The sequence below is a fragment of the Paraburkholderia rhizosphaerae genome (genome assembly GCF_004366595.1).
In the GTDB taxonomy this organism is placed as follows: domain Bacteria; phylum Pseudomonadota; class Gammaproteobacteria; order Burkholderiales; family Burkholderiaceae; genus Paraburkholderia; species Paraburkholderia rhizosphaerae.
On the sequence record NZ_SORE01000013.1, the window covers coordinates 132483 to 157665 of the forward strand.

16 protein-coding genes and 1 tRNA gene are annotated in these 25183 nt (G+C 62.1%); 2 read left to right on the top strand and 15 right to left on the bottom strand.

Features of this window, described 5'->3' with window-relative positions; translation table 11 throughout:
* Position 1: 1 nt before the first annotated feature.
* The 11 genes from BX592_RS18525 to BX592_RS18575 all read right to left on the bottom strand — a co-directional run bounded on the left by BX592_RS18525 (position 2) and on the right by BX592_RS18575 (position 16513).
* A complete protein-coding gene (locus BX592_RS18525) occupies positions 2-3295 on the bottom strand; it encodes an efflux RND transporter permease subunit (RefSeq protein WP_134193259.1) in 3294 nt (1097 codons plus the stop codon).
* A 13-nt stretch (positions 3296-3308) separates the two neighbouring features.
* Positions 3309-4601 (bottom strand): efflux RND transporter periplasmic adaptor subunit, encoded by a 1293-nt coding sequence (locus tag BX592_RS18530; RefSeq protein WP_243849617.1) that lies wholly within the window; start codon positions 4599-4601, stop codon positions 3309-3311.
* Between the two features lie 359 nt (positions 4602-4960).
* Positions 4961-5347 (bottom strand): response regulator transcription factor, encoded by a 387-nt coding sequence (locus BX592_RS18535; protein WP_134193261.1) that lies wholly within the window; start codon positions 5345-5347, stop codon positions 4961-4963.
* Between the two features lie 167 nt (positions 5348-5514).
* A complete protein-coding gene (locus tag BX592_RS18540) occupies positions 5515-6189 on the bottom strand; it encodes a response regulator transcription factor (protein WP_377681547.1) in 675 nt (224 codons plus the stop codon).
* Positions 6190-6194: 5 nt separating this feature from the next.
* Positions 6195-7586 carry a two-component system sensor histidine kinase NtrB gene (locus BX592_RS18545; RefSeq protein WP_243849608.1) on the bottom strand — a complete coding sequence of 464 codons (1392 nt, stop codon included), beginning with the start codon at positions 7584-7586 and terminating at the stop codon, positions 6195-6197.
* A 479-nt stretch (positions 7587-8065) separates the two neighbouring features.
* A complete protein-coding gene (locus tag BX592_RS18550) occupies positions 8066-10441 on the bottom strand; it encodes a PAS domain S-box protein (RefSeq protein WP_134193262.1) in 2376 nt (791 codons plus the stop codon).
* Positions 10442-10868: 427 nt separating this feature from the next.
* Positions 10869-11546, bottom strand: coding sequence for a hypothetical protein (locus tag BX592_RS18555; protein WP_134193263.1), 678 nt, complete (start codon positions 11544-11546; stop codon positions 10869-10871).
* A 532-nt stretch (positions 11547-12078) separates the two neighbouring features.
* A complete protein-coding gene (locus tag BX592_RS33910; protein ID WP_134193264.1) occupies positions 12079-12960 on the bottom strand; it encodes a YopT-type cysteine protease domain-containing protein in 882 nt (293 codons plus the stop codon).
* A gap of 547 nt (positions 12961-13507) precedes the next feature.
* Positions 13508-13598 (bottom strand) — tRNA-Ser (locus BX592_RS18565).
* Positions 13599-13795: 197 nt separating this feature from the next.
* Positions 13796-15094 carry a serine--tRNA ligase gene (gene serS / locus BX592_RS18570; protein ID WP_134193265.1) on the bottom strand — a complete coding sequence of 433 codons (1299 nt, stop codon included), beginning with the start codon at positions 15092-15094 and terminating at the stop codon, positions 13796-13798.
* A 105-nt stretch (positions 15095-15199) separates the two neighbouring features.
* Positions 15200-16513, bottom strand: a complete 1314-nt coding sequence (locus tag BX592_RS18575; protein ID WP_134193266.1) for a replication-associated recombination protein A — start codon at positions 16511-16513, stop codon at positions 15200-15202.
* A 176-nt stretch (positions 16514-16689) separates the two neighbouring features.
* On the opposite strand from BX592_RS18575, the gene cytX reads away from it, so the two are divergent.
* Positions 16690-18006 carry a putative hydroxymethylpyrimidine transporter CytX gene (gene cytX / locus BX592_RS18580; protein ID WP_134193327.1) on the top strand — a complete coding sequence of 439 codons (1317 nt, stop codon included), beginning with the start codon at positions 16690-16692 and terminating at the stop codon, positions 18004-18006.
* Positions 18007-18113: 107 nt separating this feature from the next.
* Here cytX and BX592_RS18585 read toward each other — a convergent pair whose 3' ends face one another.
* Positions 18114-19265, bottom strand: coding sequence for an acyltransferase family protein (locus tag BX592_RS18585; RefSeq protein ID WP_134193267.1), 1152 nt, complete (start codon positions 19263-19265; stop codon positions 18114-18116).
* Between the two features lie 480 nt (positions 19266-19745).
* Positions 19746-20741, bottom strand: coding sequence for an agmatinase (gene speB / locus BX592_RS18590; protein WP_134193268.1), 996 nt, complete (start codon positions 20739-20741; stop codon positions 19746-19748).
* Between the two features lie 158 nt (positions 20742-20899).
* Between speB and BX592_RS18595 the strand changes: the two genes are divergently transcribed.
* On the top strand, positions 20900-21829 hold the full coding sequence (locus BX592_RS18595) for a LysR family transcriptional regulator (protein ID WP_243849609.1): 930 nt from the start codon (positions 20900-20902) through the stop codon (positions 21827-21829).
* A 24-nt stretch (positions 21830-21853) separates the two neighbouring features.
* Here BX592_RS18595 and lolA read toward each other — a convergent pair whose 3' ends face one another.
* Entirely contained in the window at positions 21854-22618 is a 765-nt protein-coding gene (gene lolA / locus BX592_RS18600; protein WP_134193269.1) for an outer membrane lipoprotein chaperone LolA, read from the bottom strand.
* A gap of 121 nt (positions 22619-22739) precedes the next feature.
* The gene (locus BX592_RS18605) at positions 22740-25055 is read right to left on the bottom strand and encodes a DNA translocase FtsK (protein WP_134193270.1); all 2316 of its coding nucleotides are present in this window, start codon (positions 25053-25055) and stop codon (positions 22740-22742) included.
* Positions 25056-25183 lie beyond the last annotated feature (128 nt).

Below are 25183 nucleotides of genomic sequence, written 5' to 3' on the forward strand. Positions count from 1 at the left end.
GTCATTCACCCTCGCGACGGGCGGACGGTGTCACGTGCGGGCCGCCCGGCGCTGCCGGAGTCGTTGGCCCCGTCGGCCCCGCGGGCGGCTCAGTCGGGCCGCCCGAGGTCGGGCCCGGGCCCGGGCCCGATGGCGGCTCGGACGGCGGCACATCGCCTGCCACACCCGCCTTCTTCTTGCCTTTGCGCTTGTCGGACAGCGTCTCGAGCACGTAGTAGAACATCGGGATGAAGAACACCGCGATCGCCGTCGCGCCCAGCATCCCGCCAATCACGCCGGTGCCGATCGAATGACGGCTGTTCGCCGATGCGCCGGTCGCGATCGCGAGCGGCACGCAGCCGAGAATGAATGCGAGCGAGGTCATCACGATCGGGCGCAGCCGCTCTTCCGCCGCGGTCATCGTCGCGTCGTACACCGACTTGCCGCTATGCCGGTTCAATACCGCAAACTCGAAAATCAGAATCGCGTTCTTCGCGGCGAGTGCGACCAGCATCGTCAGGCCGATCTGGAAGTACACGTCGTTGTTCAGTCCACGCAACAGAATCGCCAGCAGTGCGCCGAAGATCGCGAACGGCACCGCCATCAACACGCCTACCGGCAGGTTCCACTTCTCGTATTGCGCGGCGAGGATCAGGAACACCATCACGAGGCCGAACACGAACACGAGTCCCGACGTGCCGCCGGACTGCTTCGCCTCAAACGCTTCGCCGCTCCACGCGAGGCTATAGCCTTCGGGCATCTGCGCGCCGATCTGCTCGAGTGTCTGGATCACCTGCCCCGAGCTGAAGCCGGGCGCCGCGTTGGTCGTGATCTTGACGGCCGGGTAGTTGTTAAAGCGGGTGATCAGATCCGGACCGGTCACGTACTTGTACGTCACCACCGACTTCAACGGCACCATCTGGTTGGAGCTGCTGCGCACGAACACCTGGGTCAGATCTTCCGGCCTGAGGCGATAGGTCGGTTCGGCCTGCAGGATGACCTGCCATAGCCGGCTGTTGCGATTGAACTGCGACACGTACAGCGAGCCGAACATCGTCTGCATTGCGCTGTAGACCGCCTCGACCGGCACACCGAGCGTGGTGGCCTTGTCGCGATCGACGTTCACCAGCAATTGCTGCGATGACGCATTGAACGTCGACGTGACGCCGGAAAGCTCGGGCCGCTGCTTCGCCTTTGCGACGAAGTCCGCGACCACCGCCGCGTACTGCGCCACCGTCGCATCGCCCTTGCTCTGAATCCATACTTCGGTGCCGCCGGTCGTGCCGAGGCCCGGAATCGCGGGCGGATTCAACGGCACGATAATCCCTTCCCGCACCTGCGACAGCGCCTTGTAGGCATTGATCAGCACCGCCCGCGCATTCTGCGTGCGAATGTTCGCGCGCGTATAGCGCTCTTCGAACGACTTGAAGCCGACAAAGAACGTCGACGAGTTGTTCTTGGTCTGGCTGTCGAGCAGGCTATAGCCATCGATCACGGTGATGCTGTCGACCGCCGGCTCGTTCATGAAATAGTCGGTCACGTGCTGCGACACCTCGCCGGTACGATCGAGGCTCGCCGCATCGGGCATGATCACCGCGCCAAGCAGATAACCCTGGTCCTCCGGCGGCAGGAACGCGCCGGGAATCGTGCGCATCATCCACACCGCGAGCGCGATCACACCGGCAAAGATCAGCAGGCCGATCACGAAGCGTTTGATGATCAGTCGAACCGCGCGCGTGTAGCCGGCAGTCATCCGCGCAAACTGGTTGTCGAACCAGCGGAAGAAGCCCCGCTTCTCGCCGTGACCCGGCTTAAGCAGCAGCGCTGCGAGCGCAGGCGACAGCGTCAGCGCGACGAAGCCGGAGATCACCACTGAAATCGCGATGGTGATCGCGAACTGCTTGTACATCTGGCCGGTAATGCCGCCGATAAACGCGACCGGCACGAACACCGCGCACAGCACCAGCACGATTGCGACGACCGGGCCCGCGACCTCGTCCATTGCGCGCTTCGCGGCGGTCTTCGGGTCGAGCTTGAGCACGGTCATGTTGCGCTCGACGTTTTCGATCACGACGATCGCATCGTCAACGACGATACCAATGGCCAGCACCATGCCGAACAAGGTCAGCATGTTGATCGAGAAGCCGAGTGCGGCCATCCCCATGAACGTGCCGACAATCGACACCGGCACCGCAAGCACCGGAATCAGTGTCGCGCGGAAGCTCTGCAGGAACACGAATACGACGATCACCACCAGCACGACTGCTTCGAAGAACGTGTGGACCACATCCGAGATCGACGCGCGCGTGAACTCGGTGGTATCCATCGCGATCTTGTAGTCGATCCCTTCCGGGAACGTCTTCTTCATCTCCTCGAGCGTCTTGCGCACCGCCTTCGAAACATCGAGCGCGTTCGCGCCCGGCTGCTGATAGACGGCGATCACGGTGGCGGGCTTGCCCTGGAATTTGCTGCGGATCGAATAATCCTTCTGGCCAAGTTCCGCGCGGCCGATGTCTTTCAGACGCACGATCGCGGCGCCGCCGCTTTCCGCGCGGATGATGATGTTCTCGAACTCGGACGGTTCGGTGAGCCGCCCGGTGGTCGTGACCGCAAACGACTGCTCGACCGTTTTTCCGGTAGGCGACTGCCCGATACTGCCGACCGCGTACTGCTGGTTCTGGTTGGCGACCGCGGTTTGCACATCGGCCGCGGTGATGCCCAATTGCGCCATCCGGTCAGGTCGCAACCAGATCCGCATCGCGTAGTCAGGCGTACCAAAGATACTCGACTGGTTCGCGCCAGGGATGCGCTTTAACGCGTCGAGCACATAGATGTTCGCGTAGTTCGCAATGTAGGTCGAGTTATAGCGTTCGGTCGGCGAATAGATCGCGATCACCATCATGAACGCCTGCGACTTTTTCTGCACCGATACGCCCTGCGCCTGCACCGACTGCGGCAATTGCGGCAACGCGAGGTTCACGCGGTTCTGCACGTCGACCTGCGCGAGTTCCGGGTTCGTGCCGATCTCGAAGTACACATTGAGCGACAGGTTGCCGGTCGACGAGCTCGACGAGCTCATGTAGATCATGTTGTCCGCGCCGTTGACCTGCTGCTCGATCGGCGCGGCAACGTTGTTCGCGACCACGTCCGCGCTCGCGCCCGGATATGTGGCGGACACGGTGATCTGCGGCGGCGTGATGTCCGGATACTGCGCAATGGGCAGCGACAGCATCGTCAGCGCGCCGCCCAGCGTGATGATGATCGAAATGACCGACGCGAAGATCGGCCGGTCGATACAGAAGTGGGAGATATTCATCGGCTGGGCTCGCTCACCTGATCACGCTGTCGCCTGCGCGATTGCGCGTGCTGCCGTCCGGGCGCCGCTGTGCTAGCTGCGGCCCGTCGTGCTGCCCGTGTTGCCGTTCATGCGACGACGCGCTCGCGCTGGAGGCGGCCGCCGGTGCGCTGGCGGGTGGTTTCGGTCCAGGACCATCCGGCGCCACTGCGCTGACGATCTTGATCGTCGAATCTGTGTTCACGCGAATCGCGCCATCGACGATGACCCGCTCGCCCGCGCGCAAGCCTTGCGTGATGAACCAATTGTCGCCATGCCAATCCCCGACCTCGACGACCCGCTGGCGGGGCTTCGATTCGCTATCGAGCACCCACAGGAAGTGGCTTTTCGCGCCCTGCAGCACCGCGCGTTGCGGCACGAGGATCGCGTCCGGGCGCACCGCGCCGGATACGCGCGCGCGTACGAACTGGCCAGGACGCAACGTGCCTTTCGGATTAGCAAATACCGCACGCACGAGGAACGTGCCGGTCTCCGAGCTGAACGCGGGGTTCGTGAAATCGATATGGCCCACCCCGGGATAGATCGAACCGTCGGCCAGAATCACCGACACATCGAACTTGTTTTCCGGCGGGAAACGCAGTTGCCCCTTCGCAATCTGCTCGCGATAGCGCAGCAACTCGTTTTCGGAGATGCTGAAGTTCACCCAGATCGGATCGAGCTGGTACACGTACGTGAGCAACCCGCCCTGGGTCGGTGTCACATACGCACCTTCCTGCTGACGCGCATAGCTCGACAGGCCAAGCAGCGGCGACTTGATGACCGTATAGCTGAGGTTGAGTTCGGCGGTCTGCACCTGGCCTTTCGCGGCGATCACCGCGGCTTCCGCTTCTTTCTCGTTACCGACCGCATCGTCGAGATCCTTCTTGCTCAATGCGTTTTGCGCGGCAAGCGGCACGACGCGCGCCAGATTCGCCTTGGTCACCGTGAGTCGCGCCTGCTGCTGCGCGAGTTCGCCCTTCGCGGTCTGCAACGCCGCTTCGAACGGTTTGCGGTCCATCACGAACATCACCTGCCCTTCGTGCACGAGGTCGCCTTCCGTGTACATCCGCTTGCCGAGAAAGCCGTCGACACGTGCACGGATCTCGACCTGGCGCGAGCTTTCCGTTTGCGCGGTGAATTCGAAATCGACCGGTGTGGCCTTCTGCTCGACCGTGACGACGGTCACTTCGACGGGTGGCCGCGGCGCTTCCGTGGGCGCCTTCTTGCAGCCCGCGAACAGCGCCGCAGCAGCGGCAAGCGGCAGCCACCAGCGCGCGCGCCGGCCCATGATCACGGCACGCGACCGTTGCGCGTCGCGCTCAAACGATCGATTCATTATGTTTGCTCCGCCTGATCATTACGCTCATTGAATGCTTTAGCCGCGGCTGCCGGAATCGCCGGTGCGCGTGCCGCCTGCACAGGCGCGATTCGGATCGCTGGTTTCATCTCTTTGTATCCTTGATCAGTCTTATTGCCTCTCGTGCCCGCCTGATTCGCCGCCTGTGCGCAGCGCGTGGACGCGCCTCGACGCCTGCCGTCGATCAGAAGGCAAGTGTGATGTTGTCCATATTGGAAGTGCCCAGGGTCGAAGACAATTGGACCTTGGTCCAATAGCTGCGCCGATGTGTTAGAAGGCGGCCGCGAGCGTCAACGCGGCGCTTCGATTTTCAGCGCCGCGCAGACCGTGCGGATAAACAGTGCGTCGTTAAAGGGCTTGCGCAGATAGGCGACCGCGCCCGCGGCGAGCGCTTCGTCGCGAACGCCGGCGTCGTCGTGCGCGGTGATGAAAATCACCGGCACACGCTGACCCGCCAGCCGCCGCTGGACTTCGAGTCCGTTCGAACCAGGCATCTGCACGTCGAGAATCACGCAGTCCGGGCGATACGAGGGCATGGACGACAAGGTGTCCAGAAATTCGTCGCCGCTCGCGAACGTGTCAGCCACGATCCCGACGGAGCGCAACAATCGTTTGATCGCCCGGCCCACCGATGCATCGTCGTCGACCACTACAACGAATGGCTTGGCAGTGCCCATTTTGAATAGTCCGGTGACCGGCAACGCGCATGCAGACGTCTGCGACGGCGTTCCCAGCAATAGACTATGAGACAGCGCGCGACAGCGATATTGGACCTTGGTCCCGTACGGCGCGATTCAGATGGATTGCGAAACAGTTGGAGATGCTTTGCAGCAGCGGGTGAAGCTCAGTCGTGCGAATCCGGATCGCGCGTCGTGCCGGCGCGCGCGACCTTGTCGGCGACGCGCACCAGCTCGGCAAGCGAGTTCACTTCCATCTTCTGCATCACGCGCGCGCGATGTGCTTTCACCGTCTTCTCGACGGTGCCGAGTTCGCAGGCGACCTGCTTGTTTAAGCGACCCAGCACGACAAGGTCCATCACTTCTCGCTCGCGTGGCGTCAGGCGTTCGACGCGGCTCTTCAGTTCGTGCAATTCGCGCAGGCTCTGCAACGCGTCGGTGGAACGGGCAAGCGCTTGCGCGATTGCGTGGAGCAGATCGTCGTCGCGTACTGGCTTGGTCAGGAAATCGGCGGCGCCGGCCTTGAGTGCGCCGACTGTCATCGCAATGTCGCCGTGGCCGGTCAGAAAAATGATCGGCAACGACGGCGGTAGTTCGCGCTGCAACTCGAGTCCGCTCAGGCCGGGCATTTGCACGTCGAGTACGATGCAGGCAGGGCCATCATCTTGCGCGACGGTTGCATCGGGCTCGCGTAGCGGCACGCGCGCCAGAAATTCATCGGCCGCGCCGTAGGCATCGACACGGTAGCCCGCCGACTGGATCAGCCGCGTGAGCGCACGGCGCACGCTAGCTTCGTCGTCCACCACATACACCGTTGCATCGCACATGTTGCGCTCGTTCATCGTGATCACCGCGCCGCTTCCGGCACGCTCCATGGCGGTAACACGAGATAGAAGGTCATGCCCTTGTCGGCATTGTTTTCGGCCCACAGCCGCCCGCGATGCATCTCGACGATCGAGCGGCTGATCGACAGACCGAGACCGAGACCGTGCGGTTTCGACGTGACGAATGGTTTGAAGATTCGCTCGAGCCGATCGGCGGCGATGCCTGTGCCGCGATCGCGAATCGCGACGCGCACGTTGCCGTCGCGATCGAGGCCCGCAAATGCGGTCACCACGCGTTCGAGCGCGTCGCGGTCACTGACTGCGTCGAACGCATTGATCACGAGGTTTAGCACGACCTGCTGCAATTGAATCTTGTCGCCGCGTACCGGCGGCAGCGCATCGTCGATATCGACCGACAGATGCACGCCACGCACGATTGCATCGCTATGCACGAGTTGCATCACGTCGCGCAGCACGTCGCCGACATCGAGCCGCACGAGTTCGAGTTCATCTTTCTTCACGAATGCGCGAATGCGGCGAATCACTTCGCTTGCGCGGCAGCTGTCGTCGACGATGTCCTTGAGAATCTCGCGGACCTCGGTGAGATCCGGCGGATCGAGATCGATGAAACGCTGCGCTGCCTGAACGTTGCTCAGGATTGCAGTGAGCGGCTGGTTCAGTTCGTGCGCGAGCGAACCGGCGAGTTCGCCGAGTGTCGACACGCGCGTCAGATGCGCGAGTTCCTGGCGATCGCGCTTGAGCTCGTAGCGCTCGGTCCGGTCGGTGATGAAAGCGAGTGTCGCGATATCGTCGCCATTGTGGAGTTCGCGCGTGACGACTTCAACCGGAAACAACGTGCCATCACGGCGCTTTGCGCGGATCTCGCGCGTTTGCACGGCTTCCTGCGCGCCCGGCGCCATCAGCGGATTGGGCGGTTCGTGCGCGGCGCTCAGCAGGTGCGGAACGAGTCGTTCCGCCGGTAGTCCGGCAAGATCGCTGCGTGGACATTGGAACAGCCGTTCGGCGTGTAGGTTCGCGCGCGCGATGCAGCCGTGCCGGTCCACGATAATCGCCGCAACCGGTGCGTGTTCAAGCGGCGCGAATACGGACGACAGGTCCGCACCCCCCCCGGCCGCGCGCCGCCTGACGATCAGCCGCCATGCGCGCGTCAGCCGGCCGATGCGGACCCCAGCCCGCGATATGGTGCCCGCCCGCTTCGCCGGATCGACGCCTGTGACTGACGAGGCGTGCAACAACGGTGTGGCCGCGTTGAGCGCGATGCGTTGCCGCGGGTCCGGCACGGGGGCCAGCGACGCGGTCCACGATCGGGCCAACCACGGCGCCAACCCTGAACCCATCAACTGGTTAAGACGAGCGGCAACCGCGTTCGCGATGGCAAAGATGGCGATCTTCATGGCTTACGTTCCTCGTCGACGCTCGCACAAGACAACCTGATTTGCCTGCCTGGTGATGACGCGGAATGCCGGCTGAAACACGGGCGGTGCAGATGCCTGAGCAGACCATTCGACGCGTCGATCGTTTGAAACACTGACGACTTCAACAACTTGTTCTGATGCGTTTAATAGGGAACTGGGGAGTCCGATTCGATTCGCACCCAATGCGGCACACATCTCAAAAGGTTCGCTATCACCCTTAATGCGATAGCGGGAAGCATTTACATTGCTATTCGATTGGCTTGAGAAAAAAATGCAACTTAATCCTAGGCACAAAGTACCCGTTAGTAAAGAGGTTCCTCGGCCGAAAAGCCAGACGATTACAAAGTTCTCCAAACTTGTATGAGATTTCGCCTATCTCATGATTTTTGAATCTTATTTATTCTTATGCCGCATGCGATTTTTATGGAAGATTCTTATTTTTCTGCATCGACATGCGATCAATGATTTGACGCGGGACGGGGACGCGACACGCTATCAAGCAACTCATCCAGCACGTCGATTTCCAGTGGCTTCACGAGATGCGCATCGAAGCCCGCCGCGAGCGATTGCTCGCGGTCGCTTGACTGACCAAATCCGGACATCGCGACCACACGTGTGAGGGACAGTTTCGGATTCGAGCGCAGCTCGCGCAGCAGGCCAAAACCATCGACGTTGGGCATCGCGAGGTCGGTCAGCACCAGATGCGGCAGGTACGCCTTGGCCGCCGCTAGTGCGCCATTGCCGTCGTACGCGACGCGTGCCTCATGTCCTTTCATCTCGAGCAGCACGGCGAGACTGTCCGCGGAATCGCGATTGTCGTCGACCACCAGTACGCGTAGCCCTTCGCCGTTCACGGTGGTCGCGGTCGCAGGCAGCGTGTCGTCGTGATGGACCTCCACGCCGGGCGCGAGCGGCAACCGCACCGTGAATGTGCTGCCGCGCCCGCGTCCCGCGCTGGCCGCGACGATCGCACCGCCATGCAGCTCGACGAGCGAGCGGCACAGCGTGAGTCCGATGCCGAGGCCCGTGTCGGTCGGGTTCTGCGCATGGCCCTCCTGCGTGAACAAATCGAAGATCGAATCTAGCGCGCTCTGCGCAATGCCGCGTCCCTGGTCCTTCACACGCACCACGACGGAGCGGCGCTCGGTCGCGACGTGGATTGAAATCTGCGTGCCGTTCGGGGAAAACTTCGATGCGTTGTTCAACAGGTTCTGCAGCACCTGCACGAGGCGGGTCAGATCGCCGCGCACCACCAGCGGCGTGGCCGGCATGACGACGCGAATCGTCTGGCCACGTGCGTCGGTGAACGGGCGCGCGGCTTCGACGCTGCGTGTGACGACATCCTGCACATCGACGGACGCGATGCGCAGTTCGATCTTGCCGGTCGTAATACGGCCGATGTCGAGCAGATCGTCGACAAGGCGCGTCAGGTGGCCGATCTGCCGGTCGATCACATCGCGGCATTGGCGCAGCAGCGGATCGCTGTTCGGCGCGATCTGCATCGCGCTGACCGCGTTACGCACCGGCGCAAGCGGATTGCGCAGTTCGTGTGCGAGGGTGGCGAGAAACTCGCTCATGCGGCGGCTCGACACCTCGAGTTCCTCAAGCCGTTTTCGTTCGCTCATGTCACGCGTGACCTTCGCGAAGCCGAGCAGATGTCCGGTGGTGTCGCGCACCGCGGTGATCACGACGTTGGCCCAGAACATCGAACCGTCTTTGCGTACACGCCAGCCTTCGTCTTCGACGCGGCCGAAGCGCGCGGCAATTTCGAGTTCGCGCTGCGGCTTGAGCGCGGCGTTGTCGTCAGCGCTATAGAACACCGAGATGTGCCGGCCGACGATCTCGTCGCGCCGATAGCCTTTGATCTGCATCGCGCCCGCGTTCCATGTCGCGACATGGCCATTCGCATCCAGCATGAAAATCGCGTAGTCCTTCACGGACTCGACCATCAGACGGAAACGTTCCTCGCTTTGCCGTAACGTCTCCTCTTGCGCGCGCCGTGCGGTGACGTCGCGCGTGACCTTCGCGAAGCCGCGCAAGCGCCCGTCCTCGCCGCGCAGCGCGGTGATCACGACATTCGCCCAGAACTTCGTGCCGTCCTTGCGAATGCGCCAGCCTTCGTCCTCGAGCCGGCCGAACTGTTCCACCAGCACCAGTTCGCGGTCGGGCTTGCCGGCGGCTTTATCTTCGGCCGAGTAAAACGTTGAAAAATGTCGTCCGATGATCTCGTCAGGGCGATAACCCTTGATGTGCTGTGCGCCTGCGTTCCAGCTGATGACATTGCCGCGCCGGTCGAGCATGAAAATCGCGTAGTCCTGGATGTCCTGGACGATTTGCGCAAAGCGTTCGGTGCCCGGGTCGATGAGTTGCGCATCGTCGATATCCGACATCGGTTCGCGCGGTGTAAAGATGCAGTTGAAGCCCGCTAGTTCGCCTGCCGGGTCTGTTGACGCGGCGATCGACACGCCGGCGCGTATTGGCATGCCGCCATTGCAATGCAACCGGCGTTCGCCGTCGACGCGCCCCTGATATGCGGCGCTGCTCAGATCGCGCTGCGCAAGCGCGTCCGCGGCAAGCCCACCCTCGGCCGCTGCGCCGGCGTAGAGGAACGATAGGTGTCGTCCCGTCGCATCGGCGCGGGTATGGCCGGTCAGGCGCTCGGCCCCAACGTTCCAGCCGATCACGATGCCGTCGCGATCGAGGATGGCCAGCGCGCAATGATCGATCGATTCGACGAGGCTTTTGAAGAGCGCGTCATTCGATGAAGTCGCGGCTTGCGGCGAACACGGGTTGTCGCCGGCGACATATGCGGTTTTCCGGTCGCGGGTTGTCATCAGGTCTATCGGATTTCAAATATCGGATGAAAGTGGACGCTGGTTATCTTATGCCAATCGGGGGATAAGTAAGGTGTCGCAAGACACGCGCCCACTACGAGACCCGGGCCCAGCAGATTTTGTACCTGGATCGCCGGGCGACGCGATGCGTCAGGCTTGCTTTCGAGACGGGAGCTTGCGGAGATGGGAGAGGTTCGAACGGAGGACGTTTGCTGCGGCAGCGTAGATAACACATCGCTCTATGCGCGTCGCAACACTGAGGGACTGTGAAAATCCGTTTCGGGAAGTGCTTGAAGATCGCAGCTTCGGGATGCAACTGGCGGCGGCGCTTGAGACGCGCGAAGGAGGAACGGCCAAAGACGACGGACGAGCCGGCGCGCGATTCACGAATCCCGAATGCGCGCGCCGGCTACTGCGACATCGACGATTAGTGGCTAGCCCACCACTCGGTCGCTTTTTGCTTGTCCCACGCGGGCAGCACGTCACGCTCGATCGATGCATTGCTTAGCGCGGGGAAATCCTTTTTGAAATCCGTCACGTCGCGGTCGAACTGGTCCGACACGCTGACGTCCCACGTGCCGCCGCTAAAGCCCGTCGCCGCCTGATCAAGCAGCGGGATGACCGGCCCTGCGCGCAACTCGCCGTCCTTGCGCTCGACGACCGTCGCATCGATGTGCCCAAGATACACGATCGAATTCGGCTTGATTTCGATGCTCTCGTGAAGCGGCGTGAAGAACATGCCGTGGAACGGGAAGATGCCGCTCTGGCCCGTGATGCCGCGAATGACATATTTTCCGGGCGCCAGCGGGAGGCGAACGAAATAATGATTGCCGAAGTCGCTGGTGGTCGTTGCCTGGTCATCGAATTTGAAATTCAGGCGGTCCGCGCGGGAATCGGCGGCGCCGCGTTCGAGGTGAACGACGATCGGGCTGGGTTGGTAGCTGGTGTGGTATGCGTTCTTGAGGGTGACCGTCATCAGCGCGTAGGAGTTCTTCGTTGTGTCGACGGAACTGGATGATATCGATGGCGACATGTTGGCGACGGTGGCGCAACCGGAAGTCAATAGCGTGCCAACGAGGGCAAGAATGGCGATGTAGTGTCTCATTGCTTTGTCGGAGGGGCAGTGTTTTATAGGTTTGGCCCAAAGGTCGTCTGGCGACTCTGGGTATCGCTCTGCGTCGATATGCTGTTTGAATCATGCGTGACGCGGCGCATGCCACGTAAACGACATGAAAATGACAAACTTGAGGGGCTTGCTGCGTAAGGTGTTGTCCACGATCACAGACGCTATTGCGGATGGACAGGGACATACGTTGCACGCTCGCCGGCCGGATAATGTCGGAACGCTGGTTCGTCGCTCACCGGTGCAGTCCGTTTGATATCGGCACGCCGGCGCGTGGTCACCTCGGGCACGATTGAGCCTGGAGCAAATGAGCGAATATCGAGCTCCACAAAGTAAAACGACAGACACCAGTTCGTCGCTTACCAGGAATACGGATTCGCTTCTTATCTTTCAGATGTACAGGATCGCGAATCAATTGAATTCGACCGGTTGATTCAGAACCGTTCACCATTGCGAACAATGGCAAACGGCTCCAGTTCGGATCACGAACTGAGGTCTTTCGACCCGAACCGCTTTAAAACAACCTCGTCAGCTTGTAGAGATTCACTTCGGTGACTTTGTAGCTGTCGAAGTTGTCCTTCAGCAAGCCCGGAAACTTCGTCAGCGCGTCATTGCCGGAGTACCTCCATGTCCCGTAGTTCGGGTCGAACAATGCCCATTCACTGCCGCGTTTGGTCACAGCCATCGCGTGCCGGCCGCCGGCGAGAGAAATAATCAACAGACCGTAGTAGTCGTCCGCCTTGCTTAACAACGCAGCGGCAATCGCCATCGACTTGCTCTTCGATACTCCAGCGTGCGAACTGACCGCTCCGTCGGCTTGCGTATCGCGCGCCGCATCGAACTGGCCGTTGGAAAGCATGACCACGCCATTTGCAATGTTGTTGTCGCCGGACGCGCCGCTCAGGAACTGATTGCCACGATCGGCATGAGTGATCAACGCCTCGTGGGCCGTCGTCCCTTGACCGAGCGCGATCGCGGCTGCGCTTGCGCCGCCCGATTCACACGACCGTACCCACGTCATCGTCAGTCCCCAGCACGCGCCGTTTTTCAACGTACTGGTCATGCCTCTCAGGAGATTAGCTTGCCTGAAGCTAAATGTTGGTTGCTCCATCGTATCCTCGTTGTATCGGTGCATTCGGATCGATCGGTCCAGTGGGACCCGGATGCGGTTGCACGCGCGATGATATGCGCGTATGAACCATTCGTGCCATGTGGCGTTTTCCACGCTCCAGGAACAGGACAACAGCCGATCCGCCGTTTCTATTCCTTTGCCGGCCGAAAGACGCTCCGACAGGTGGTATTCAGACATCTGTCCGGTTGAACACCGCTTTCGCCGGACCCGGGCGTGAGGTTTCTCGTTTAAACCTCGCGTAATCAGGCCTCGAGTTTGCGTCATCACGATTCGAAAAGCTCTTCCGACACGCCGTCTGATAAAACGCGGTCATCTGACGCAGAATTTGGTTTTCCAAACAACATCGAATATCCGCAAATGCGCCGAACGCCTGAAGCAGGATGCCTTCGTCGTGCAGGGGTGTTCTTATCGATGTGTTCGGTTAGGCTTTCGAAGTCAGCGCCGCGATCCTGCAGGCGTTCAACGATGCTGAAGCGGTATCGAGCAATCAAGCAATGCAACCGAGCTTGCAGACGATGAGCGTGTCGCCGCGCGCGAGGTTTCGGGGAAGTTTGTTTAGGACCGGTCGCGACGAAAATAGCGCCCGGCTGCTTTTCTTCGAGAATCGGTTCGACCCTTGCCTGGGTCAGTTCAGTGTGTCGGGTTCAGCACGCGTTTCTTGTTCTGTTCTTGTATTGATACAAGCGCATAGCCGATTTTCATTGTCCGCACCAAAGCGGCAACGTGCTGTCGTACAGGGCAAATCAAATGGGAAACACTGCGGGGAAACACTGCGGAGCCATCGCGCGAAACACGCAACAGGCGATATCACTGGCGGAAAGGGTGGGATTCGAACCCACGGTACGGTATAACCGTACACCGGATTTCGAGTCCGGCGCATTCGACCACTCTGCCACCTTTCCTTGGGATTCTGCGGGAGCTTGAAGCGAGACCTTCACAGCGCTTCAAGGCAAGTACTTGACCTGCTACTGATGAGCTATTTGGGACGCTTCGCCAAGCGGGTCGCTGCTCGGCGAAGCGAAGATTATAGAACAGTTGAATCGGGTTTCCAAGCTTTTTTGTGCCGCCCCGAGCAATCAGATCGAACGCATCAAAGGCCTCAACCCGCAGCCGGCACTTCCAACCGCTCGATCCCACCCAGATAAGGCCGCAACACGACCGGCACCGTCACCGAACCATCCGCATTCTGGAAGTTCTCCAGCACCGCGACCAGTGTGCGCCCGACCGCGAGCCCCGATCCGTTCAACGTATGCACAAGCTCCGGCTTGCCCTGCGCATTGCGGAACCGCGCCTGCATCCGCCGCGCCTGAAACGCCTCGGTATTCGAACAGCTCGAGATCTCGCGATAAGTGTTCTGCGCGGGCAGCCACACTTCGAGGTCGTAAGTCTTCGCCGCCGAGAACCCCATATCGCCCGTGCAAAGCGTAAGCACCCGATACGGCAACTCGAGCTTCTGCAGAATCGTTTCCGCATGCACGACCATCTGCTCAAGCGCGTCATACGACGTCTCCGGCGCGACGATCTGCACCATCTCGACCTTATCGAACTGGTGCTGGCGAATCATCCCGCGCGTATCGCGCCCATACGATCCCGCCTCCGAACGGAAGCACGGCGAATGCGCGGTCAGCTTGATCGGCAGCGCATTCGCATCGACGATGCTGTCACGCACGGTGTTAGTCAGCGAAATCTCCGACGTCGAGATCAGATACTGCGTGACCGTATTCTCGCCGCCGCCCTTTTCGACGCGGAACATATCGTCCGCGAACTTCGGCAGTTGGCCGGTGCCGTACAGAATCTCCGGATTCACGATGTAAGGCGTATAGATTTCCGTATACCCGTGCTGCTGCGTATGCGTGTCGATCATGAACTGCGCAAGCGCACGATGCAGCCGCGCAATCGGCCCACGCAGCATCGTGAAGCGCGCGCCGGCCAGCTTCGCGCCGGTTTCGAAATCGAGGCCCAGCGGCGTGCCGACATCGACATGGTCTTTCACGTCGAAGTCGAACTGACGCGGCGTGCCCCAGCGGCGCGCCTCGACATTGCCAGTTTCATCGTTGCCCACCGGCACGCTCTCGTGCGGCACGTTCGGCACGCCGAGCATCAGGTCCGACAGGCGGCTCTGAATCACTTCCAGCTGCACCGCCGATGCCTTCATCTCGTCGCCCAGCCCGCTCACTTCGGCCATCACCGCCGACGTGTCCTCGCCGCGCCCTTTCATCGCGCCAATCTGCTTCGACAAGCTATTGCGGCGTGCCTGCAACTCTTCGGTGCGGGTCTGAATCGCGCGGCGCTCCGCTTCAAGCGAGGAGAACGCAGCGACGTCGAGGGTATAGCCGCGGCCGGCGAGGCGTTTCGCGACGCCGTCAAGATCTTTGCGCAGCAACTGGATGTCGAGCATGACGAGGGGGAAGTTCGTTGTGTGAAGCTGCGATTTTAGCGCACCGGCGTGAACGGCCGATGTGCACGCGCACCGCCCCCGCGCGAGCGGCAAAGGCGGCGCGGCTCAGCCCTTCTTCGGCTTGTGCTCGCTGCGCCATGCGTCGTCGAGTTCGGCGAGGCGCGCGAGCTTCTCGCCAATCTTCCCCTCGAGCCCGCGCGGCGTCGGGCGGTACCAGTGCGGCTCGCGCATCCCGTCCGGCAAATAGGTCTCGCCGGCCGCATACGCGTCCGGTTCGTCATGCGCATAGCGGTACTCGTGGCCATAGCCGAGCTCTTTCATCAGCCGCGTCGGCGCGTTGCGCAAATGAATCGGCACCGCGCGCGACTGGTCCTTGCCGACGAATGCGCGCGCCTCGTTATAAGCCATATAGCCCGCGTTCGATTTCGGCGCGATCGCCATGTAGATAATGGCCTGCGCAAGCGCAAGCTCGCCCTCCGGCGAACCAAGGCGCTCGTAAGTTTCGGCCGCATCGAGCGCGATGCGCGCGGCACGCGGGTCCGCGATACCAATGTCTTCCCACGCCATGCGCACGATGCGGCGCGCGAGATAACGCGGATCCGCGCCGCCGTCGAGCATCCGGCAGAACCAGTACAGCGCGCCGTCCGGATTGCTGCCGCGTACCGACTTGTGCAACGCACTGATCTGGTCGTAAAACGCGTCGCCGCCCTTGTCGAAGCGGCGCAGATTTTCCGCGAGCGCGCTGCCGAGCAGCGCGCCGTCGATTTCGGTGGTCTTCTGCTGGGCCGCTGCCCGCGCGACGATCTCGAGATTGTTCAGCAGCTTGCGGCCGTCTCCGTCCGCGGAACCGATCAGCGCGCCGCTTGCTTCGTCAGTGAACGCGAGGCCGCCCAGTTCCTGCTGCGCACGTTCGAGCAGTTCACGCAGTTCGTCCGCATCGAGGCTCTTCAGCACGTACACTGCCGCGCGCGACAGCAATGCACTGTTCACCTCGAACGATGGATTCTCGGTCGTCGCACCGACGAACACGAACAACCCCGATTCGACGTGCGGCAAAAACGCGTCCTGCTGGCTCTTGTTGAAACGATGCACTTCATCGACAAACACCAGCGTCTGCCGCCCATGCGCACGATGCACCTGCGCGACCTCGACCGCTTCACGAATATCCTTCACGCCCGACAGCACCGCCGACAACGCGATGAACTCCGCATCAAACGCATCCGCCATCAGCCGTGCGAGCGTGGTCTTGCCGACGCCGGGCGGTCCCCAAAGGATCATCGAATGCGCCTCGCCGGACTCGAACGCGACGCGCAGCGGCTTGTTCGGACCCAGCAGATGCTTCTGGCCGATCACTTCATCGATGGTGCGCGGCCGCAGACGTTCGGCGAGCGGAACATTGGCACGGGTTTCTTCGAACATGGCGTTTGGGATAATCTCGGCTTTTTCGGCGCAAACTGAGCAAGTTCGCCAACATGGTCGCATTATGACAGCCGCCGCCCGGCGACTGCGTGCGAGTCCATCCGGCCGGGTCCATCCGGCATCGCGCGCAAGCGTCACGACAAAGACAGAGAGGAAGACACCCAATGGCCCAGAACATGGCCCAAGAGCCGCTCGCCGACGATACCGGCTCCACCTACGCCCCACTGTCGCCCGTCCCCGACACGCGCCGCGCGTTTCGCACCGGCGACGCGTTCGCGCTCTGGTTCTCGCTCGGCATCGGTCTGCTGGTCGCGCAGGCGGGCGCACTGCTCGTGCCCGGCCTTTCGCTGGCGCATGCGCTGGTCGTCATCGTGATCGGCACTGCGCTCGGGGTGGTGCTGCTCGCGCTCGCCGGCGTGATCGGCACCGACACCGGGCTCGCCGCGATGTCGTCGCTGCGCCCGACGCTCGGCGTACGCGGCGCATCGGTGCCCGCGGTGCTCAACGTCATCCAGCTGGTCGGCTGGGGCTCGTTCGAAGTGATCGTGATGCGCGATTCGGCCGATGCGCTCGCGCGACAAGCGTTCGGTATCGCGATGCCACTCGTGTGGACCGTGCTGTTCGGCGTGCTCGCGACGCTGCTCGCGATCAGCGGCCCGCTATCGTTCGTGCGGCGCTTTCTGCGCACCTGGGGCATCTGGCTACTGCTCGCGGGCGCGGGCTGGCTCACGTGGGCCGTGCTCGCGAAGCATGACATCACCGAACTGCTGCATCGCCCCGGCACTGGCGAAATGTCGTCGGGTGTCGCGATCGACCTGGTGGTCGCGATGCCGCTGTCGTGGCTGCCGCTGATCGCCGACTACACGCGCTTCGGACGCCGCGCCGGCGAAACCTTCCGCGGCACGCTGCTCGGCTACGGCATTGCAAACATCTGGTTCTATGCGCTCGGCGCGATATACGGGCTCACGGCAGGAGGCGGAGATGCGCTGCTGACCACCGCGCTCGCCCAGGCAGGCGGTGGTCTTGCGCTGCTGCTGGTGCTGATCGACGAAACCGACAACGCGTTCGCCGACATCCACTCAGCCGCGGTGTCGACCGGCACATTCTGGCGGCGCTCGAGCGTGCCGATGCTATCCGCGGCATTCGGCGCACTGTGCACGCTGATCGCCCTGATCGTGCCGATGGCGAAGTATCAGAACTTTCTGCTGCTGATCGGCTCGGTGTTCGCACCGCTATTTGGCGTGGTGCTTGTCGATCACTTCATCGTCCGCAAGCGGCGCATCGACGTCGCGGTGCTCGGCGACCCGCAGGGGCGCTACGGCTATTGCGTCGGCTGGCACGTGAGCGCGTTCGTCGCGTGGGCGATCGGCATTGGCGCCTATCAGGCGATCAACCAGTGGCTGCCGAATGTCGGCGCGACCTTGCCTGCACTCGCCATCGGCGCATTGTGTTACCTCGCGTTCGTGTCGACGCGGCGGCAGGCGTTCGCGTAACGCGGCTTAACGCACGATCGCCCAGGCAGTGGCACGGGCGCGGTTGACCCTCGCGCGCTCTGCTTGCCCCCGCCGCTCAAACGCCGCCGCGGCCGCGCATCGTCAGATCAATACGTCTGATTCGCGCGCGACGCCGCGTCGGAGGGACGGCGCGCAGTCAGAAACTGACCGAGCATGATCGTGCGGCGTTCGACCACATAGTGCATCAGCGTCGCCACTGGAATAACCAGTGCGGCCGCGGTCAGCATCGTGCGCCACATCGAACTTTCGGACGGCATCAGATGAAGCACGGTCAGCAGAACGATCGTGTGCGTCAGATACAAGCTGTATGAAATCTGCCCGAGAAATGCGATCGGCTTCGCCTCCAGCACCGCGGTAAAAGTCGACGACACAAGCGACGTGCAGATCAATCCCGCCGCACCCGCGGTCACGAACCAGTCGAACAGAAACTGGCCGACCGCGCCGGACGTCAGCGACAACACCGAGCGCGACACGAAGTACAACACTGCGGACGCGCCGAGGACCATACGCATCCGCCCGTCCTTCATCAGCCACTGGCGCCACCCCGCACGATGCACCGCAAGCGCCGCGCCGACGATAAAGATGCCGAGGTAGTGCAGCGTCATCGCCCAGTCGCCGTCGAAATTCGCACTATTCGGATCATCCCCTTCCAGCAGCACCAGCACAAACGACAACAGCGAAATGCCGATGCCCGCACTCACCGCGGCGCGCCCCGAAACGCGCGCGACCCAATAAGCGACCAGCGGCATCACCAGGGAAATGCGCAACTCGTAAATCAGCGACCAGATGACCGGAATCATCTGCCCGGCTTTATACCGCCCGATAAACAGCAAATGGTCGGCGATCTCGGTGCCGGTAAACGGACCGCTCCACACGCCGTCGGCCCAGTCTCCGGCCCATCGTATCGGCTTCACATCGATCGCATCGACGATCCAGAAAGTCGCGACCAGCACGACCAGATACGGCAAATAAATCCGGCAAATCCGTTTGATCAGAAAATCCTTATATGAAATGCCGCGGCTTGAACGTAATTGCAATGTCAAAACGAAACCACTCAGTATAAAAAAGAGAATAACTGCTTCATGCCCGAGCGCGACTACACGTAAAGGCGACCGGGGAATCCACGCGAGAGGACCGATCAGGACAAAATGACTAATCACTACCATCAGCGCCGCGACGCCGCGTAACGCATCGAGCTGATGATAATGCTGACTATTTGAACGGCTCATTTCTTTCATCCGATAGATACCCCGCGGCGTAGAACAGGCGCGCAAAAAGGCGCGCAAAGGAGCGCGCCGGCGGATAGGGGGTCTGGATCTCGCACCTACGCAAGGTGGCCAGTAAAGATATGTTTAATTGATCAGACGGTAGACGTGAAGATCTGTATAACTTTCTAATACTTTTACTTATTTATCTTTTTGTCGGCGCGAATTGGCACGACGAGGCGCGCTTTTTGCGGCGCTTACCGGTTACGCGCGAAATCTCATACGGGCCGGTAGCATTGGCCGATAAATCCGTTGTGAAACATTTGAAAAGAGCCGTGAAACATCGGGGTATCGCCGGATAAGATATCCGCAGATTAAATATTTCCGAATTAATTTTCTCTTTTGGGTCATGCGCGACTTCGCGCATCACGCAAGCTCTGCGCTTGCCGATGCGCGATATCAGGACTGCCCATGCACGTGATGCAAACAGGCGTCGGATCGGTCGATGTCCGATCAATGCCCTCTTGCAGCGCGGTACTCGACGCCCGGCAGCACGCACAGCAGCTCGAACGCGAGGTTCGCGCCGAGCAGCGCGGTCGTGCCGAACGGATCGTAAGGTGGCGCCACTTCGACGAGATCGGCGCCGACCACATTCAATCCGCGTGCGCCCCGGATAATCTCCAGCGCTTGCGGCACCGTCAGCCCCGCGATCTCCGGCGTGCCCGTGCCGGGCGCAAAGGCCGGATCGATTCCGTCGATATCGAAGGTGATGTACACCGGCGTATCGCCGATCCGTTCGCGCACACGCGCCATCAGCGGCGCAAGCGACTGGTTCCAGCACGCCTCGGCCTGCACGACTTCGAACCCCTGGTCGCGGCACCAGTCGAAGTCTTCCGCTGCGTAGCCGGTGCCGCGCAAACCGATCTGCACGACCCGCTCGCAGTCGAGCAGCCCCTCTTCCACCGCACGCCTGAACGGCGTGCCGTGCGCGATCTTTTCGCCCATCATCGTGTCGTTGACGTCCGCGTGCGCGTCGACGTGGATCAGCGCGACCTTGCCGTGCCGGCGATGGATCGCGCGCAGGATCGGCAGCGCGATCGTATGGTCGCCGCCCAGCGTGATCGGCTTCGCGCCGTGCTCGAGTATCTCGTCGTAAGCAGTTTCGATGCGCGCAATCGAATCGTGCAGATTGTACGGATTGATCGCGACATCCCCGAGGTCCGCCACGCGCAGCGAGTCGAACGGCGCGGCGCGCGTCGCCATGTTGTAGGGCCGCAGCAGCACCGACTCGCTGCGGATCTGCCGCGGACCGAAACGCGCGCCGGTGCGGTTCGACGTGCCCAGATCGAACGGCACGCCGACGAAGCACGCGTCCAGGCCCTTCGGAGAGCCGGCGTTCGGCAAACGCATCATCGTCGTGATGCCGCCGCAGCGGGGCATTGCATTGCCCGACAGCGGCTGCGGGCGCTCGGCGGACAGGTCCGGGGAGACGAAGGATGACTTATTCATCGTAGTTCACCAATGAAGGGCGGTGAATGGGCCCGGACCGCGTCAGCTCGCCGTGACGGGAAACGGCCGGGAGATTGCCTATTCTTGTACGCAGTTCGTCAAGATAAAATGCAATCTCAAAAACGTTCACATCGATTGCCATCGATGTATCGCGCCATATGCTGACGCCGCCCGCCCCCGCCGCGCTGATGACCGATCTCGATTTGCGACTGATCCGCGTATTCCTCGCGATCGTCGACGCTGGCGGCGTGTCGTCGGCGCAAGCGACGCTCAACATCGGGCAATCGACGATCAGCACCCAACTCGCGACGCTCGAAACGCGCCTCGGCTACCGGCTTTGCGAACGCGGCCGCAGCGGCTTCAACCTGAGCGCGCGCGGCGAGCAGTTCGCCGACGCAGCGCGCACGCTGCTCGCCGCGGTCGATACGTTTAGCGCGCAGGCACGCAGTGTCGGTCGCAAACTGGTCGGCACGCTCGCGATCGGCATGATCGGACACACGCCGATGTCCGCGAGCGCGCGCATCAGCGACGCGATCGCGCGGTTTCGTTTGCGCGACGAATCGGTGCGCTTTGCGATTCTGATTCGCTCGCCGGGAGAACTCGAGCAGCTGTTGCTGCGCGACCGCATTCAGGTGGGCATCGGCTACTTCTGGCACCGCGTGCCGTCGCTCGAGTACCGCGAGCTCTTTACCGAAGATCAGTTCGCCTATTGCGCGAAAGGTCATCCGCTGTTCGCACGCGCGGGCCGGATAGCACCGGCAGAGGCCGCGCAGCATCCGTGGGCGTCACGCAGCTACCCGGTGCCCGAGGCCGAGGCCGCGCTGCCGCATAACGTGACGGCCGTCGCCGACAATATGGAAGCGGTCGCGATGCTGGTGCTGTCGGGCCATCACCTCGGCTTTCTGCCGGGGCACTTCGCCGAACCGTATGTGAAAGAGGGCATGCTCGCCGCGCTCAACCCGGCGAAGATGCGCTACCGGGTCGCGTTTCAGATGGTGACGCGCACGCGGCAACACCGGACTGAAGTGGTCGATGCGTTTATCGACGATATGAAAGCCGCGCACGCATCGCGCGGCGCGGCCAGCTGAGGCTGAATAGCGGCTGAATGGCAATTAGCCGTTGATCACATCGGCGCCCTTGGGCACCGTGAATTTGAACGCGTCGGCGGGCAGCGACGGATTCTTCTGGATATTCGAGAACTTCAATAAAGTCACATTTCCGAATACGTCGTGCAGTTCCATCGCTTCCAGATTGCCGTCGCGGAAACCGATGCCGATACGCTGGAACTGCGTATCTTTCGATTTCGGCGTCAGTTCGAGCCAGTCGATACCGGCCTTCACGCCCGCATCCTTCAGTGTGAAGTTCTGCTCGAGATCGTTGCTACCGAACAGGATCGCCGCCGGACTCGCGCCGAGCGCGCCGCCGAGCGCACGCACGGTGACCTGATTCAGGTCCTTGTCGTATACGTACAGCTTGTCGCCATCGGCCTGCAGCAGCTGCTCGTAGGGCTTCTGGTATTGCCAGATGAACTTGCCGGGCCGCGCGAATGAGAACGTGCCGCTCGATACGGTGTTGCCCTTCGGCATCTGCGTCGGCTGCGCGTCGCTTGCGCTTTGCGCCTTGCTTGGTGAGCGGATTTCGGTCTGCACGAACTCGCCGCGCGCCGAATGCACTTGCGACACGAATTGCCTTAACTGGTCAGTGCCGCTTGCGAACGACGGCGTCGCAACCAGCAATGCCGTGCAAGCCGCGATGCAGCCGATGCCGGCCGATGCGAGACGGCGCCAGGATACACGGCACGCAAGCGCGCGCAGCAGGCCGCCGACGTCGCGGAAGTGAACAAAGCGGGCGTTCGGCCCGCCGACGGTGTGCTGCATGGATCTCTCCGTGGAATGAGTCTGGAAGCGCGGGCCGAACAGGGGTTCGGCCGGCAAAAATCGGGAGCAACCCGCGAGCTGCCCGGGCGTTATTCGCGCGTCGCTCGGACCTCAGTGGCGCTCAATCGGCCTCACGCGCCGGCACGAGAATTTCACGGTTGCCGTTCGACGACATCGCCGACACGAGCCCCGATTGCTCCATCTGTTCAAGTAGCCGGGCCGCGCGGTTGTAGCCGATTCGCAAATGCCGCTGCACCAGCGAAATCGACGCACGGCGATTCTTGATGACGATTTCGACCGCCTGATCGTAAAGCGGGTCTGCCTCACCACCACCCGCGCCGCCCGCCGCGCCATCGGCCGAACCTTCGTCGCCTTCGCCTGCGACGCCGCCTTCGAGAATGCCCTCGATATAGTTCGGCTCGCCCTGTTCTTTCAGCTTGTCGACGACGCGATGCACCTCGTCATCGGATACAAACGCGCCGTGCACGCGTATCGGCAAGCCGGTGCCCGGTGGCAGATAAAGCATATCGCCCATGCCGAGCAGCGACTCGGCGCCCTGCTGGTCGAGAATCGTGCGCGAGTCGATCTTCGACGACACCTGGAACGCCATCCGCGTCGGCACATTGGCCTTGATCAGCCCGGTAATCACATCAACCGACGGCCGCTGCGTCGCGAGAATCAGGTGAATGCCGGCCGCGCGCGCCTTCTGCGCGATGCGCGCGATCAGCTCTTCGACCTTCTTGCCGACCACCATCATCAGATCGGCCAGTTCGTCGATCACTACGACGATATGCGGCAAGCGCGACAGCGGTTCAGGTTCGTCCGGCGTCAGGCTGAACGGATTCGGAATCTTTTCTTCGCGCTTGGCCGCGTCGTCGATCTTGTTGTTGTAGCCGGCCAGATTGCGCACACCAAGCTTGCTCATCAGCTTGTAGCGGCGCTCCATCTCGGCGACGGTCCAGTTGAGCGCGTGGCCCGCCTGCCGCATATCGGTGACCACGGGACACAGCAGATGCGGAATGCCCTCATAGACGCTCATTTCGAGCATCTTCGGATCGATCAGGATCATGCGGACCTGGTCGGCGCTTGCCTTGTACAGCAGCGACAGGATCATCGCGTTGATGCCGACCGACTTGCCCGAACCGGTCGTGCCCGCGACCAGCAAGTGCGGCATCTTCGCGAGGTCCGCGCATACCGGGTTGCCGCCGATGTCCTTGCCGAGGCCCATCGTGAGCGGCGACGCGGCATCCGCATAGACGGTCGAGCCGAGAATTTCGGACAGACGCACGGTCTGCCGGCGCTGGTTCGGCAATTCGAGCGCCATGAAATTCTTGCCCGGAATCGTCTCGACGACGCGAATCGACACCAGCGACAGCGAACGCGCGAGATCTTTCGCAAGGTTGACGATCTGACTGCCCTTCACGCCGGTCGCCGGTTCAATTTCATAGCGCGTGACGACCGGCCCCGGATACGCGGCGACCACGCTGACATCGACGCCGAAGTCCTTCAGCTTCTTTTCGATCAGGCGCGACGTGAATTCGAGCGTATCGGCGGAAATGGTTTCCTGCGTCGCGGACGCCTGATCGAGCAGCGCGATTGGCGGCAGCGTCGAATCGCCGGGCAAATCCGTAAAGAGCGGCACCTGCCGTTCCTTTTCGACACGCACCGATTTTTCCGGCGTGATCACCGGCGGCACGATCGTGACCGGCTCGTGCTCCTCGATCTTCACGCGGCTTTGCTCGACCTTTCCTTCGCGCTTGACCGCCGCTGCTTCGCCGGCCTTGCGGTCGCGCACTGCTTCGCGGCGCAGCTTCGCGAGCGTCACCGCGGAAATGATCGACTCGCCGACGCGTTCAGCCACCGACAGCCACGAAAAGCGGAAATACACCGATAACCCGATCGCGAGCGCGAGCAGCAACGCGAGCGTGCCGCCGGTGAAGCCGAGCGCATGCGACACCGCGCGCGCGACCGCCTCGCCGACCACACCGCCCGGCGCGCGCGGCAGTTGCACTTTCAGCGACCACATGCGCAATGCTTCGAGACCGTTGCTCGACAGCAGCACGAGCACGAACGCGCCCGCTTCGGCGAGCCATGTATGGTCGCGCGGCGCGTCTTCGTCGGGTTCTTCGTGCTGCGTGATGCGGCGATAGTTCGCGGAAATACGCCGCGCGATCAGCACGACCCACCAGTAAGCGGAGAGGCCGAACAGCAGCAGCAGGATGTCGGAAGTCCAGGCGCCGACGCGGCCGGCCCAGTTCGCGATGTGATCGACCTGCGCCGCATGCGTCCAGCTGGGATCGCGCCGGCTGTAGCTGACGAGGGCCATCAGCAGGAAAACGCCGAGCGCGACCTGCAGAATCCAGCGGATTTCGGTGAAAAGGCGCGACATCCGGTGAGGCAATGCCTGCGCATTCGCGGAATAGGTAGCTTTTGCCATTGATCCTTAGCGTGTGCGACCGGTGCCTGGGCCAACGGCCGCGCCGGTTCGGCGGGCTCCGCGGCGCGCCGGTCGTTGATCGAGGGCTATTGTAAACGCACTGCTGCGCGCAAGGCTGTAAATGACGG